General features: G+C 62.4%; 10 protein-coding genes and 2 pseudogenes. 5 read left to right on the top strand and 7 right to left on the bottom strand.

Annotation, left to right across the window (positions count from 1 at the left end):
* Window positions 1-174 precede the first annotated feature (174 nt).
* On the bottom strand, window positions 175-798 hold the full coding sequence (locus QRN25_RS24970; protein WP_285022107.1) for a TetR/AcrR family transcriptional regulator: 624 nt from the start codon (window positions 796-798) through the stop codon (window positions 175-177).
* Between the two features lie 132 nt (window positions 799-930).
* Here QRN25_RS24970 and QRN25_RS24965 point away from each other — a divergent pair, with 132 nt between their 5' ends.
* A complete protein-coding gene (locus tag QRN25_RS24965) occupies window positions 931-1,254 on the top strand; it encodes a hypothetical protein (RefSeq protein WP_248006245.1) in 324 nt (107 codons plus the stop codon).
* Window positions 1,255-1,314: 60 nt separating this feature from the next.
* A pseudogene (locus tag QRN25_RS24960) lies at window positions 1,315-1,670 on the top strand (IS66 family transposase zinc-finger binding domain-containing protein); the annotation flags it as partial.
* Window positions 1,671-2,282: 612 nt separating this feature from the next.
* On the opposite strand, the gene QRN25_RS24955 reads toward QRN25_RS24960, so the two are convergent.
* Both QRN25_RS24955 and QRN25_RS24950 read right to left on the bottom strand, forming a co-directional pair.
* Window positions 2,283-2,543, bottom strand: coding sequence for a hypothetical protein (locus tag QRN25_RS24955; protein ID WP_211151415.1), 261 nt, complete (start codon window positions 2,541-2,543; stop codon window positions 2,283-2,285).
* A 341-nt stretch (window positions 2,544-2,884) separates the two neighbouring features.
* Window positions 2,885-4,213: an alginate export family protein gene (locus QRN25_RS24950; protein WP_285022103.1), complete on the bottom strand. Its 1,329-nt coding sequence runs from the start codon at window positions 4,211-4,213 to the stop codon at window positions 2,885-2,887.
* Between the two features lie 86 nt (window positions 4,214-4,299).
* On the opposite strand from QRN25_RS24950, the gene QRN25_RS24945 reads away from it, so the two are divergent.
* The 3 genes from QRN25_RS24945 to QRN25_RS24935 all read left to right on the top strand — a co-directional run bounded on the left by QRN25_RS24945 (window position 4,300) and on the right by QRN25_RS24935 (window position 6,501).
* Entirely contained in the window at window positions 4,300-5,256 is a 957-nt protein-coding gene (locus QRN25_RS24945) for a chromate resistance protein ChrB domain-containing protein (RefSeq protein ID WP_285022101.1), read from the top strand.
* A gap of 55 nt (window positions 5,257-5,311) precedes the next feature.
* A complete protein-coding gene (locus tag QRN25_RS24940; protein WP_285022099.1) occupies window positions 5,312-5,581 on the top strand; it encodes a hypothetical protein in 270 nt (89 codons plus the stop codon).
* Between the two features lie 488 nt (window positions 5,582-6,069).
* Window positions 6,070-6,501 carry a hypothetical protein gene (locus QRN25_RS24935; protein WP_285022098.1) on the top strand — a complete coding sequence of 144 codons (432 nt, stop codon included), beginning with the start codon at window positions 6,070-6,072 and terminating at the stop codon, window positions 6,499-6,501.
* A gap of 379 nt (window positions 6,502-6,880) precedes the next feature.
* Here QRN25_RS24935 and QRN25_RS26465 read toward each other — a convergent pair.
* From QRN25_RS26465 to QRN25_RS24920, 4 genes and pseudogenes are all read right to left on the bottom strand, one after another.
* Window positions 6,881-7,033: pseudogene (locus tag QRN25_RS26465) on the bottom strand (IS30 family transposase); the annotation flags it as partial.
* Window positions 7,034-7,069: 36 nt separating this feature from the next.
* Complete coding sequence (locus tag QRN25_RS24930) at window positions 7,070-8,920, bottom strand: Svx/AvrXca family virulence/avirulence protein (protein WP_285022096.1); 1,851 nt, start codon at window positions 8,918-8,920, stop codon at window positions 7,070-7,072.
* A gap of 1 nt (window position 8,921) precedes the next feature.
* Window positions 8,922-11,678: a DUF5695 domain-containing protein gene (locus QRN25_RS24925; protein ID WP_285022095.1), complete on the bottom strand. Its 2,757-nt coding sequence runs from the start codon at window positions 11,676-11,678 to the stop codon at window positions 8,922-8,924.
* Between the two features lie 19 nt (window positions 11,679-11,697).
* The gene (locus QRN25_RS24920) at window positions 11,698-13,941 is read right to left on the bottom strand and encodes a S9 family peptidase (RefSeq protein ID WP_285022093.1); all 2,244 of its coding nucleotides are present in this window, start codon (window positions 13,939-13,941) and stop codon (window positions 11,698-11,700) included.
* Window positions 13,942-14,159: the final 218 nt, after the last annotated feature.

Here is a 14,159-nt window from a genome sequence, read left to right as displayed (position 1 = left end):
TGGGGCCGGCGATGGGATCTGGCCGTTGCATCCGCGGGCGGTTTCTCCCTCGGTTAGATTTTCAAATCTTGTTTCTTTCGAAGTTGCTGGCGGATAGTTCCTAGCGTCCAAATGCTTCAGACGCGCGCGCTCGAGTCCGGCCTTGGCCTAGCCATACTTGGCGCCTCATATCGCTTAGTCCGGTGCCATGATGGACGTAGAAAGGAGCCGGTAAAGGATCCCGGCAATTTCCGATACGCTGTAGGCCTCTTCGGGTTGACCAACCCACCAGGCGAGGGTTTCGGCTATAAGCGAGGCAGCGCATATCGTACCAAGTTGGGTAGGGAGCCAGGCATTGATCGGCTTCTCCTCTTTCGCCACGACCATGGAGACGCGCAGCCATTCCTCCCGCATGGCGCCGCCGGCTCCGCCATTGAGAAGGATTGCCCATAGACCGCGATGATCCGCGACGTAAGCGCACAAGGCTTCAAATCCGGCTTCGTAACTCTCGGCATCCCGGATCGACAGCGTCAATTGATTGAGGTGGGCGATTTGGTCCTTGGCGATTGCATTCAGCAGAGCCTCTTTGGTCTCGTGATGACGAAAGAAGGTGGCGTAGTGGACCTTGGCTTCCGAGCAGATCTCACGCACGCTGATCTGATCGAACGGTTTACGCTGGAGTAGAGCCAACATGGCTTCCTGCAATGCCTTGCCGGATCGCACTGCGCGGGCGTGGGTCGATCTAGATGATGCCAGGGGCTCGGCTTTGTGCGATACTGTGTCGCTCAATAGGCGATTCGGTTTGCTGTTCTTGGCCATCCGATTGTGTGTGTCGCAAAAGCGACCGTTAGCGCAAGCAGGTAGGCAGCCGGTCCTCGGGGTCGAGCAAAAATAGGACTAACGGCTGACCGAACTGGGTCAAATAACAACATTTGAGAGAGGATTGAACTTATGCTTCGTCAGATCTTCATTGCCGGGACTATGGCTTTCGCGGTTGCTGCGCCGGCATGGGCCAGTGCAGCTGAGCCAGCTGCCGTCTCGGCCCCGTCCGGCACCTTTTCGACTTCGACCAGCTCGATCGGCACCTTGCTGGAAAATCCGGCAACGAGCGCCATTCTCACGAAATATCTTCCAGACTTGGTGAGCAACCCGCAAATCGAGATGGCGCGCGGTATGACACTAAAGCAGATCCAGTCATACTCTTCCGATACGGTCACTGATGAAGTGCTCGCAAAGATCGACGCCGAACTTGTGAGGGTCCCCGCTCAAAAATAGCTGGACCAAATAGTCGGTCGCCTTGTGGCTCATGACAATGTGCCGCGATCCCGGTAATTGGGCACAAGCGCCGAGCGTACGCGCCGCCTTATCGAGTAGATCGAGTTCGAACTCCAAGAGCTTGAGGCGGACGCACGCGAGGAGGACCGGCTCGCCGCGTCCGCTGCTAGCCGGACGGCCGGTGTTGCCGCCTTCGAGCCCAAGAAGCCTGTCAGAAAATCGGTCCCTGATCACCTGCTTCGGGAGCGCGTCGTTATCCCGACAACTTGTTCCTGCACGTCATGCTGCAGCGAACGGCTATCGATGCTGGGTGAGGATGTGACCGAGACGCTCAAGGGAACTCCCCGTTCGTGGAAGGTGATCCAGACTGTGCCGAGAAGGTCTGGTGCCGCGCTAGCGAGGAGATCTCGCAGCCTTTTGTGACTGGGTCGTGAATTATGGGCGGCCCTCTCGACTTGGGAGGCTGCGAAGCCGAAGCAAGACCGCAGCCTTTCGAACGCTCGGTTTTTGTGCAGGTGTGCAGGCGGGGCGGGGGGCTTCCTTCGCACAGTTCGCCGACAACGCGAAGTCGGATCGAGGCTTTCCGAAATACGCAGCTTGGCAACACCGACACGGTGCACGAACGCCTGGGTGACATTGGCACAGACCTCGAGATATGCGAAGCGGTCGATGATGCTGAAATGGACTGGGTAGCCTGGCGACGGGGTCAGGCAGCCGCTGTTCGTCTGCGACGCTTGAAGGAAAAATAAGGCCGGTCCTAAAGACCAGCCCTCAAGGAGTGTGGGAGAGGATGCCCTAAAAAGGCACGACATTTATTCTGAAACTCGCTTCATGTTGCAAGCGCAGAAAACGCTGACGGGGGGCGCTGATTTTCGCACGCCTCTGAATGCGCCTGCTACCGAACGGGCGGTGAGACCACGGAAGAATGGCCTCGCTGCAGGTGTAAAAGCGCATGGTCACAAGCACGCTTAGATCTTCGGCAGGTATATTCCCCCCCCCCCCCGCTTGAAGCGGGCGCTCTTTATCAATCAATTTGTTCGATGCAAATGGAATAAGGTTTCTCCCATCGCATGATGGTTTGTCGCGGTGCGCACATGGGCTATGCTGAAGGGCACCTGCGCTGTTCGGGCAAAGCTGACCGCCGAACCCATTTCCTGACGGGTCGCCCGCGTGAGGTACTCGAAACGTTCCACGAGCAGGGCGCAGATGCGCTCCAGTTGATGCAGCGAATCGTCACCATTTCTTAGAACACCATAGTCGTTTTCAGAGAGGTCCAAAATTCCGGACATGTCGACTCTCCGCATCTGCTTTTTCAAAATCGGGCGGACTGCAATCCACCCATCCCGACTGCCGGCCGATCGGGTCGACGAGCGTAACCGGACAGACGGCTTCCTGGCACGCCAGATAGGCCCTCGAGTGGCTGACTAGGGCGCGTAGCTGCCGGCCCGTCGTCGACCCATTTCGGACCCTCAGCACCGGATTGCAGATTCCGCGGGACGGAAGGTCCGCTATCCGCCAGGTCGCGTCCAACCCCAGTCGTTCTCATCTGCAGCAGACTTTTCCTCACTCGCCAGAAGCGGTCAATCATGCTGGACTTTGCCCTCTCGGGGTAACCCGTGCTGAGAGGATTTCAGATGGTCGCGATCAGGTTGAAGGAGACATATCGCGACCATTTACCCGCCGCGGCGTTTGGAGCGTCACGAAGAAAGCGTTCCTTGGCGAGCACCAAACCGTCGAATTCAAACTGCAGGCGCTTCGGAAACAGCCAGTACCGCACGCGCCCCTCCAACTGGTGCCCAGCGAAATCGCCTGACCGCCCGGAAGCGTCACGAACGCCGGTGGACGAGAAACTGTCCTGCCGGGCAGCAAGCCACATGGGCCGGTAGGCGACGAACCAGTCGAGGCGCTTGCTGGGTTTGGCCTCGAGCCGGATACCGACCGTTTCGATGTTGGTTCGTGCGAGGGCATTGTAGAGCCCAGCCGGCGCGAGGTCGGCGCGGCGCATACCGAAGAGGGTATCAAACCGGCCAGACTTTCCACCGGACTTGTCGCCACTCGCGCGATCATATTCGACGGACAAACGCGCCGTCCAAACGCCCGGGAAAGTGTAGCCCACGTCGGCATGGATAAAGCTCGCAGCCACGCTCTGGCGCTGGGCGGATGCCGTTGCTGAGGTGCTGACCGACCCGGTTTGATAGAACGTTTCAATTTCATAGTCGAATTGCGAAGACTTCGGCTCCAGGATCAGGCGGCCACCGAAGGTATCGAGCGAACGGTCACGGGTCGGCCGCCCCGGGGCGTCACGCTCTCCCAGATGAAAATACGTGAACTCGAGGGTTGCGGGGCCAATGGTCTTCGCACGGCTAAGTTGACCGCCCCAAAGGACGAGGTCGAAGCTTTCCCGATCGAGCTTCACTTTGGCCGAACGAACATCCGCCAACGTATCTGGCAGGCGAACCTGCGGCAAAGTGTAAATGAAGGAGCCCTTCCACGCACCACGGGCGGCGAAATCCGCCTTCACGCCGGTATAGCCGTTGGTCGTGTTGCGGTAATCGTCGGCGGCGACAAGACGCCGCGAACCAAGGTTGAGCATCATGCGCCCGGCGGTGAGTGTGATTTTCGAACCAGCGCCCAGCGGATTCTGAAAGGTTCCCGCGACATAGGCCTGAACCGGCTCGAACGCGTTCACCTCGTTCGTCGATACAGGCGTACCAACCCGGTTACCCCAGACCCGGCTATCATAAAGTTCGACCGCGACCTCGATGTCAGCCTTGCGGTATCGAGCCAATATATTGGTACGCAAGTTGAGCAAATCATCACGTCTGTTGAAGCCCACCCGTGGCTGCCCGTCGATGGATTCGTAGCGCAGACGCACCGCCCCGGAGATCGACAGGCCTTCCTGAACCTCCTGCGCTTGGGCTGGTGCCGCAGTCGCTGCACAGACAGCCGCCATTCCCATCACGTACCCCGAGAGCCATCCCACCGTCGCACGCCTCATTAGATATACCTATTCCCACCACTGCATCATTGAGATATATCTATATCATGATTCAAGCAACACCTCGTTCCGAGTGGATCGCGCTGCTTCACCAGTTGCCCACGAAACCGCCATATCTACGGGTGAAAATCTGGCGCCGACTTCAGGCGATCGGCGCCGTGGCGATCAAGAATGCAGTTCACGTTCTGCCCAAGACGCCGGAGCACGAAGCAACCTTTCTAGAACTGCTGAACGAGATCGTCATGAATGGGGGCGAGGCAATTCTGATCGAAGCCAGCCTTCTAGTCGGTATGACCGATGGGGATGTGCAGGCCTTGTTCAATGCGGCCCGGGACACTGATTACGACGAAATCACCCAGAACGCCCGCCGCCTGCTGGAAACGGGGCCTGTAGGCGGTAGCGAGATCGCGCGCCTTCAGAAGCGGATGAGCGAGGTCACTGCCCTCGACTATTTCGGAGCACCAGGCCGCCGAGACGCGGAAGCGGCTTTCGCCGAGCTCGATCGACAGCGTTACGAGCATCCGGACGTTTGCCGCTCACAACCCTTCGCCGAGCAACCCCTCGACCTCAAATCCAAGGTCTGGGTGACGCGCAGCGGCGTTCACGTCGATCGGATAGCTTGCGCCTGGCTCATTCGCCGGTTCGTGGATCCCGAAGCGGCGTTCAAGTTCGTTGACGCTCGCAGCTACCTGCATGGGCCTGGCGAGCTTCGTTTCGACATGGCCGAGGCGGAGTTCACCCATGAGGAAGACCGCTGCAGCTTCGAGACCATCGTGCTGCGCGCCGGTCTCTCAGGTGACCCGGCTCTGGTCGCCATAGGCGAGATCATTCACGATCTCGACATCGCCGATGGCAAGTTCAACCGTCCAGAAACCCCCGGCCTCGGCGCTATCCTCTCCGGGGTGTGCGCGTCGTCGGATGACGATCTTCAGCGCATCGCTCAAGCCGGCGAGGCCCTCAACCAGTTCTATGCGTTCTTCAGCGCGAGGAAGCCTGCACCATGACGACTGTCAACCTCGCCCCATTGCCGCCGTTCGATACGTTACGCAGAACCACCCAATGAGCAGCAACCCCAACCTTCAAATGATCCAAATCGTCCTGCATTGGGCTTGGGACCCGATCGGCGTGCGCGGTATCGAGGAAGCCGCCGACGAATACGACATGTACGCGCCTCAAGTGCTGAAATTGCTCGAAGCCGATGCACCGACAGACGCGATCGCCACTTATCTAGCGATAGTAGTCCGCGATCGGATTGAGCTTCCGAGTAAGCCGGATCGAGATCGTGACGTCGCGGCGATGTTGCGGCAACTTTACGCCATCGGTCGATAGCGGCGACTGACCGCAAACCCCCCGGAAGCGGATATGCGCGATGTTCTGCCCACGGCCGATCAGGGTTGCCACACAAACTTGTCGCGGCTCCGAAGCGACCGTCGATAAAGTTCATTCGGTATCAGCGGCTCATTGGGCTGTGTCCACCGAACATAGCCATCATGGGTCCGCACCATCCTCAATTCGTCGCCGAATTCACCGTTGAGGCCTTTCCCATCGCATGGCCCGCCTACCAATTTTATCCGGCTCAAAATGAGTTCTCCGCATCCGCGTTCGCTGAGTATCGGGACCAAGTGCTACAGCGGGGCGAAGGTTGCAATGGTCGGCAGCGACGCGCCCCGCAATGCAGTGACTCCGTCGCTGGCGGCACATTCTCGATGCCGCACTAGTATCTAAAACGTTCGTCCCCATGTCGCTAGGATCGCGCTTCGGTTTCGAGCAATGTGCGACTGAGAGTTTGGCAACTCCCGCTCCTGCGGAGATGCTCCATGTCCGACCAATTTCCAAAAACCACTAATTTCAGCGCCTTTGCCTCCGCCGCGAACGAGGCAAGCCAAGCTGACGGGGAAAGTGCGTGCAGCGCCTACACGTCCGAGGAGCGGACGGTCGTTGCTTTAGAGATGATCGGCCGCCAACTTGCGCTGATTCACGCCGATCTTCGCTTGATCAGCGATTCTATGTATGGCGGCAGGACCAGCATCGGACCGCCTTCCGACAGCAGTGAAGACGGACAAGATCGCTGGTACAATGAGGGCGGCTGCTTCACCGAGGAAGGCGTTTTGGATCCAGACCTTATCGTTACCATGGAGCAGCATTATGCGGTCGGCCCTTACCACTATACCAATCTGCAACATGCGACTGCGCAGGCCGAGAGGGCGAGGCGGGCAAACAAATCTTCTGGCGCAGACCTCGCAATGTAGGCTTGCGCCGAGTTCTGTTATGTTGGTTCTGAAGCATCTTCCGGCGGCCAGAAAACTTGGTCTTCCTCGACGAGACCCACCGGAACGCCAAGGGCAGCTGTTCGGCTCTCATGGCCATTCCGGAAAGGCGGCTTTCCGGCTCAGATCGGCAGATAGCTGCCCGTCGCCTTCGGTGTCGTGCATCGCTGACGAACGAGATTTCCGGCCGGTCGGCTACTCGACCTTCACACTGCCTTGCGGGGCTTGGCCTGCTGCCGGTTGATGGACAGAGATAAGGTTCTTAGCTTAGCCTACCCTAGCCTGGCGTTCGAAGTCGATAGTGCTGAGATAGCCCAGGGTCGAGTGCCTGAGGGTGGGATTGTAGAAACGCTCGATGTAATCGAACACGTCGATGCTCCAGCAGTTTCTTTTTCAGAACCCCGCGCGCCTGTATATACAGGCTCCTGTAGATGGTCTCGTGCGACACCTGCCTATGCGGCTCCTCGGGAAAGCTGCGCCTGAGCCACCCCGCAATCAGTTCCGGTGGCCATTTGCCGCTCCGTCGAGCTTGGGGGCGCCCGGTGAAGGGTCAGCCGGGCCAGCGATAATGCACAGGTGCGGTGACCTCCTGAACCGGTGCCGTCAAATCGGCGCCGTGGGCCGGGTCCTGCACTGTGCCAGGATCGACGAAGCCGTAGAACACGCCCCTGGCGGCGGAACCGCCGCGCTGCTCGACATCGCCGATGTTCTGCGCGGTGCCGGAAAGGACGATACCCTTCTCGTACTCGCCGATGCCCAGCATCGCGGTGCGGGCCACGGCCCGGTCGCGCAGGACGGTGTCTCCGCGCAGGACGGTCAGCCCGCCCACGACGGCTTGGTCGCGGACTTCAGCGCGATCGAGCACCACGGCATGATCCTCGATCCGCGCACGGCCGGAGACGGTGCCCGAAACGACCCGGGCGTAAGGCCCGACGTAAGCGCTTTCGGAGACGGTGGCGCCGGGACCGACCCAGCCGCCGCCGTTTGTATGGCGATGCCCGCCCGCGATCGGCTCGGGGGTGCCGGGTTGATAGCGCTCGGGCATCGCGCCTTCGAACTGTGCCATCCATGGATAGCGGTAGATCGCGTACCAGGGCTGGTTCCAGCGGATCTGCTGCATCTGCGACGGGGTGGCCATGACCATGAGAAAGAGCCCGGTGTCGCCCTGCTGCAGGGCGATGGAGGCTTTGGCGATGCTGCCGTGCTGCAGCGGGCTGTAGCGGCTCGCGCCATCGGCCCCGATGGCGACGAGGCCCCAGCGCCAGTCCGAGGCGGGCGGCGGCACGGAAGCCGGTTCGTCGGCATGCCCGGGCAGGGCAGCGGCGGCGCTCGTCTGCTGGACGACGCCCCGGAACGACACCGTCACGCGGGCGGCGCCCGCATCGGGATGGAGCTTGACCATGTTGTAGCCCCAGCGCTGCGGGGCCCACATTTCCGGCACGGCGAAGCGGCGCTTCGCCAGATCGATCGGATCGAGCACGGTCGCGGAGAGGATGCCCGGGCCGGTGCTCTGTTCGTACCCGCCGTAATCGCGGCGGAAGGCCGCGCCCCGGATGCCGGGGTAGTCCCAGCCTGCGTTATGGAGCGCCCAGTCCCCGAAGGCGTCGTTCAGCTGCGCTTGTGACCACCCTAGGTGCCGTTCGAGTACACTGAACGGATCGGTCGTTAGGTGTGCCGGATCGTCGGTTCCGGGGGCTTCGCGCCAGATGGCGTTGATCGCGTCGAAGCCGTGGCGGTCCTTGATGTATTCGAGGAACTGCCAGTTGCAGTACCGCGTCCGGGTCGAGCCGTAGTAGAGATGCGGGTACTGCTTGAGCAGGACCGAGCAATGCGTTTTGTCCTGGAATTCCGGCAGTTGCACGGTCATCCAGTTGGCGTGGCTCTCGAACAGCCAGCCGGTATAGGGCGAATCCATCAGGTGGCCGGTGGCGGCCTGGAGGGCGTGGGTCAGCTCGTGCGCCAGCCCGAAACGGTCCCGCAGTGCGCCCGGGCCGATCCACATACCCGGATGGCCGAGGGAATCCGCGCCTCCGGTCAGTCCGTAATCGACACCGATGTAGGCATTGACCTTCAGCTTGCTGGTGGCCCCGCAGTGCGGCTCGGGAAAGTGCAAGGTGCCAGTGAAGTAGTCCCACACGTATTCGAGGTGCTTCACCGCCCCTTGCGCATCGGCGTCGGAGACCGTGCCAGGCTTCCAGTGCAGCGCGAAATGCGCGCTCTGCATCTGGAGAGGCAGGGCGGAGTTCGCCACGTCGGACGGGTCGGTCGCGGCGACGCTCCATGTCCCCGCCGCGCAGGCGGGGATGGCCGTTGGTGCCGGAGCTTCAGGCACCGGCACCGCGATCGCCGGATTGGGAAGGGCGGCGAGCGTGAGTGCCGATGCCTGAAGCAGCGCTTTCATGTCAGCGCGGAGCCAGCGTGACGGTAGTTGCCGCAGCGCCCAGCGGGATCGCATAGCCACCCCGGTCCGCCGTGCCGGTGGAGGTCGCGTAAGTCCGGCCGCCGCTGGTCGTCGTCTCGAAAAGCAGGCGCGCGCTGGGGGCAGTGGCGCTGGCCGGGTCGAGCGTGAGCACGACCTTGCCGGACTTCGTATCGTAGGCCGCTCTCTGGATGCGGCCTGCCTCCAGCGTGATCCACAGGCCTGCGGGCGCCACGAACAGACGGCGGCGGGCGCCGTCCTTCGGAGTCAAGCTGACCTGTGCGCGCTTGTTCTCCAGATCGCCGCCGAAGCCAAGCCAGCCCAGTTGCGGGTCGTTGACGATGTAGCTCGCCGAGGTGATCGCGTGGCCGTAAAAGCCCATGCCGTAGTCGCCGGTGATGACGTCCCACTTCATCATGTCGGGCCAGGAATGGAACGCGGCCGAGCCGAAGCCTTCCTGGTCGATGTTGGTGATCCCGCCCATCATGCCGCCGTAGGCGACGCGCAGGAGGTGCAGGTCGGTGGGGTTCTGGCGATAGGCGTCGAACAGCGGGACGGCGTTCAGCGCCGAGCCGTAGTGGTGAATCTGCCGCTCGATGCGCGAGACTTTGCCGCCGTAGAGGAAGTCCCAGTAGCGGCGCGCATTGCCGTTGTAGCCCCAACTCGGGATCGTCGGGTCGTAGCCGAGGATCACTTCGCGGGTGACGTCGGCCTGCGGCTGATAGCCGAAATAGCGCATCCAGGCGTAGACTTCGGGCTGACCGGTGGAATCCCACGCCATCTCGCTGCCGAACGGGAACTTGAGCGTGCGCCAGTGATCGGCGCGGCCCTTCATCAGGCCTTCCATCTCGGTGGCTTCGGCGGTCATTCCCTCGCGCTTGAGATCCTTCAGAATGTCGAGGAAGACGTCGCCTTCCATCTGGCCGAACTGCGCATAGTACGGTGCATCGCGCATCATCGCGACGCTCGTGCGGTAGGCCCAGTCGAGGTAGAACTTCCAGTCGTGCTGCTTCACCAGACCCTGGTTGTCGCGCGCAAGACGGTAAAGCACCCAGTGCCCGATCGCGACGTGGGGGTAGTTGTAGGACCGGCCGAGATCATCGGAGTCCTTCTTCGACCACGCGGTCCAGCTCTTCCAGTTGATCTTCGGGTCGTAGTAGTCCGGGAATTCCTTGGGGTCGTAGTAGAAGATGCTCTTCTTGACCGCGCCTGCCTGCGGGCCGTCCGCGACCTGCAGGGTGCCCAGCACGGTCTCGTTGACCAGCCGTTCCAGCTTGGCGACTTCTTCCGCATTCGGATTGTCGAGCTGCTTGATCGCGGCAGCGACCCACGAACCGGCGCCGCCTTCGTCGCTCATGCCAGAAACCCAGACGCGGCCGTCCTGCGTGAGAATCTTGTTGTCCTCACGGTCGTAGGACAGGATCGCGGGCGAGCGGTGGAAGGGATCGTCCTTGCCCTCGAACCACTGCTTCGTCGTGGTGAAGTGGCCGATGTCGGCCATCACGGTGTCGAGCGGCTTGGTGATGTAGTAGCTGACAGTCTGCTTCTGGCCGTCCGCGTATGTCACCGTCAGGCGCGCCTGGCCCCAGCCGCTGGCCTTGATTCTGTAGCGCGCCCAGCGCTTACCGGCCTTGTCGGCGGTTGCCGTCAGAGCGCCGGTCGGCCAGGATTCGATGCTCGCCACTTTGCTCGGCGACTTGAGGAACAGGCTGGCGGTCTGGTCGGTCGGAACCACGTAGCCCGGAATGCCCACCGCGACGGGGCGCTTCTGGGCGACCAGCGTGTCCTCGATCGCGCGCACGCTGGGCGAAGTCACGAAGCGCAGGCCGATGGTGCGGCTCTCGCCGGGCGCGAGGGTGAAGCTGGTGGGGGCGTTCCACTGCTGGCCCGCTTTGGCCCATTCCTTTTCGGCGAAGCCTTTGCTGGCGACGGTCCAGTCGTAGAACCCTTCGGACACCTGCGAACGCGGGCTGCGGTCGGTGAAGATGTCACCCTTGGGCGCGGCACGCGCCTCCAGCACCGGACGGTAGGCTTCGAGCGGCGTACCCTTTTCGGGCAGCACCAGCAGCGCCGGACCTTGTCCGTTGAGGCGGGTGACCTGCAGATAGCCCGCGTCGCGGCCGATATAGGGATCGACGAAGCTCGCCTGCGCATGGGCCTGATCGAGATCGCGGTCGAGGATGATGTTGTCGAACACCATCGGCATGCCGAGGCCGCCGATCTCGACCGGCGCCTTGCTGGTGTTCACCAGCGTAAAGCGCATCGCCAGCACCCCGGCATCGTTCACCCAGCGGCGCTCGATCCGCAATGGCATGCCCGCGCCCATCGAGGCGGTAATGTCGGCAGCGGCGAGCACGCCATTGCCGCCCGCAAGCGCGGTGATCTGCTTGCGCGCATTGGCGGAGGAGAAGTCCTGCCAGTCCGATCCGGCGGTCTTCAGGCGTACGTGAATGTCGCCGATGTGGACGTAGCCGTCGCCCGCTCGTTCTGCCTCGCGGCTCGCAGGGACGAAGTCGAACGCTCCCTCGCCGGTGGGCGAGAGGTGCGCGAGCGTCTGGGTATCGGCGCGCAGGGCAAGGTCGAACGCGGGCGTCTGCAGCGCGTTCGTCTGGATCGGCGGGAAGACGGGCTTCGGCTTCTGCTCGCCTTCCTCGGCATGAGCGGAGACGGCGGGCAGCACGGAGGGAACAGCAGCCAGCATCAGCGCCACGAAGGGCAGGGGCTTCAGGAGATGCTTCATTTGGTGTCCTCGCGTGGGATTACTGGCCAGCGACCGGCTTGACCGGGCCGAGCGGCGGCGGGCTTTCGCCCAGCAGGTATTGGGTGAAGTAGTCGCGCAGCTTCTTGAAGAAGAACGGCTGGTTGACCCGGTGCGTGGTGTTGGGCAGCACGACCATGTCGACGTCGCGCCCTGCGTCAATCAGCGCCTTGGCGAGCCGGAAGCTCTCGGTGATCGGCACGTTGTCGTCGATGTCGCCGTGGATCAGCAGCAGGTGCCCCTTGAGCTGGCTTGCCACCGACATGTTGGAATTGCGCTCCCAGGTCGCCGTGTCCGGATTGCCCATGGAAACTTCGGGCCACCAGGTCTTGTCGAGCCGCAGGTCATGGTTGCCCGATGCCGAAACGCCGACCTTGAAGAAGTCCGGGCGCCGCAGCACGAAGCGCGCGGTGTCGTAGCCGCCCGCCGAGCCGCCGAACACGCCGACGCGGGTGGCGTCCATGTAGGGATACTTCGCCGCCATCTGGCGGATCAAGGCGATGTGATCGTCAAGGCCGACTTCACCCAGGTTCTGGAAGGCGGGAAGGCGGAATGCCTGTCCGCGCCGCGACGTGCCGGTGCCGTCGATCATCACCACGATCGCGCCGATCTGCGCCAGACTGTTGCCGCCCACCCGCCGCGCGTCGCTCCAGGTAGCGGGCACGTCCGTGGTGGTGGGGCCGGTGTAGACGTTGTCGATCACCGGATAGCTGCGCTTGGGATCGAAGTTCGCCGGGCGCAGGATCATGCCGTAGATCGGCGTCTTGCCATCTGCTGCCAGACCCTTGAACGGTTCCGGCGCGGTATAGCCCTTGGCGCGCAGGCGGCTGTCGTCGGCCTTCGCCAGTTCCATGACGATGCGTCCGGTCTTCCCGTCGCGCAGCACCGCCCGGGTCGGCGAGGTGGGGCTGGACATCTGATCGACGATCCACGCGCCGTCCGGGGATACATGCGCATCGTGATCGAGCGGTTCGGGCGTCAGTTCGGTGAGCGCGCCGCCATCGACCGGCACTTTGTAGAGCGCGCGCCAGTAGGGATTGCGCTCCGCCTCGCGCCCAACGCCGGTGACGATCAGCGACGACTTGTCCTGCGCCACGTTGTCGACCGAGAGCACTTCCCACTGACCTTGCGTCAGCGCAGTGCCGCCATCGGGTGCATCGGGCCGTACGAGGTAGAGCTGAGCCCAGCCCGAGCGTTCGGAGATCGCCAGTTCGCCGCCCAGTTCGGGCGCGGACATCAGTGCGCTGGAAGTGACCGTGACCACCGGCTTGACCACCTCATGCGCGACGATGCGAGCCTCGCCTGTCTTGGGATCGGCGGTGTAGACGGCCTGCTGCGCATAGCCGCGTTCGGCCCACTGCATGCGCGGCTTACCGTCCACCCAGCCCATGTCGGGCGGCGAGGGGTAGAGGATCGATTCCGCCGGCATTTGGATCGGCACAATCCGCGCCTTGCCGGCTTTCATCGCCGCTTTCATGTCGATCACGAAGCGGGTCGCCTGGGGGAGCTTCTCGGCTCCGGCCAGCGGATAGATGTAGGAGAAGCTGCGCGGGTAGAATTCGCCAGGAGGATTCTGCTGCGTGATCCAAAGCTTGCGGACCTCGCGCGTGTCGAGGCGCCAACTGAGCAGGTAACGGCTATCGGGCGACCATAGCGCCGATACCGGCATCGCCGGTTCCTCGGTGCCTTCGCGCAGGATATCGGACAGTTCAGGGATTGAACGGCCGTAAGGCTGCTCGCGCGTGCCGTCAGTGGTCAGTGCCACTTCGCGCCCGCTGGCGACGTCCACGGCGATCAGGTTGAAAGCGCGTGCGATGATCCGGGTCTTGCCGTCGGGCGAGAGAAGGTCGAGTTTGCGGTGGTCCACCTTCTCGATTTCGGCGGCTTTGCCTGCGGCGTCGATGCTCCACAAGGCCCCGTCGAAGGCGCGCAGCTTCAGGGTGTCCTTCGCGGGATCGTATTCGACTTCGGTAATCCGCGCCGAGTCGAGAGACACCGTTTCCCCCTTCGCGGCAGACAGCGCGGCAAGCAGGCTCGCGGTCGAGGCGACTTCTCGCTCCTTACGGGTCGAAAGGTCGAGCAAGCGGTAGTGCTGATCGAGGCGGTTGCCGGTGCGGTAGAACAAGCCGCCATCAACGAAGCGCGGTGCGATGTCGGCGTTGTCGATGAGGTCGCCCAGCGCATTTCCGAGAAACGCATCTGCGGCCGCATAACGCTGGGCGATACTGACAGGAGCTTGCGTCACGGATGCTGCGGGTCTGGCTTGTGCGACGGCCGGCGCGCAGGCGCATGCCAGCGCAACAAGGCTGATCGATCGGGACATGCAGGAAAGAGAAATGCTCACAGCTGAGGCCCGTCGTCTATTTGTAAGTGCAGCTGTTCATGAAGGGAGGTCATGCATGCGTCAAGAAAATTATACGATATATGATCCGATCTTTTCCACCTTTCCTTGGCCCTGATGCG

This window comes from Novosphingobium sp. fls2-241-R2A-195, assembly GCF_030209485.1.
In the GTDB taxonomy this organism is placed as follows: domain Bacteria; phylum Pseudomonadota; class Alphaproteobacteria; order Sphingomonadales; family Sphingomonadaceae; genus Novosphingobium; species Novosphingobium resinovorum.
This window is presented reverse-complemented; position numbering and strand designations above follow the sequence as displayed.

Bases quoted from the DNA above. Each gene is read 5' to 3' on its own strand.
- QRN25_RS24950 (WP_285022103.1), bottom strand. From the start codon at position 4,213: ATGGGAATGGCGGCTGTCTGTGCAGCGACTGCGGCACCAGCCCAAGCG.
- QRN25_RS24970 (WP_285022107.1), bottom strand. From the start codon at position 798: ATGGCCAAGAACAGCAAACCGAATCGCCTATTGAGCGACACAGTATCG.
- QRN25_RS24935 (WP_285022098.1), top strand. From the start codon at position 6,070: ATGTCCGACCAATTTCCAAAAACCACTAATTTCAGCGCCTTTGCCTCC.
- QRN25_RS24945 (WP_285022101.1), top strand. From the start codon at position 4,300: ATGATTCAAGCAACACCTCGTTCCGAGTGGATCGCGCTGCTTCACCAG.
- QRN25_RS24930 (WP_285022096.1), bottom strand. From the start codon at position 8,920: ATGAAAGCGCTGCTTCAGGCATCGGCACTCACGCTCGCCGCCCTTCCC.
- QRN25_RS24925 (WP_285022095.1), bottom strand. From the start codon at position 11,678: ATGAAGCATCTCCTGAAGCCCCTGCCCTTCGTGGCGCTGATGCTGGCT.
- QRN25_RS24940 (WP_285022099.1), top strand. From the start codon at position 5,312: ATGAGCAGCAACCCCAACCTTCAAATGATCCAAATCGTCCTGCATTGG.
- QRN25_RS24965 (WP_248006245.1), top strand. From the start codon at position 931: ATGCTTCGTCAGATCTTCATTGCCGGGACTATGGCTTTCGCGGTTGCT.
- QRN25_RS24955 (WP_211151415.1), bottom strand. From the start codon at position 2,543: ATGTCCGGAATTTTGGACCTCTCTGAAAACGACTATGGTGTTCTAAGA.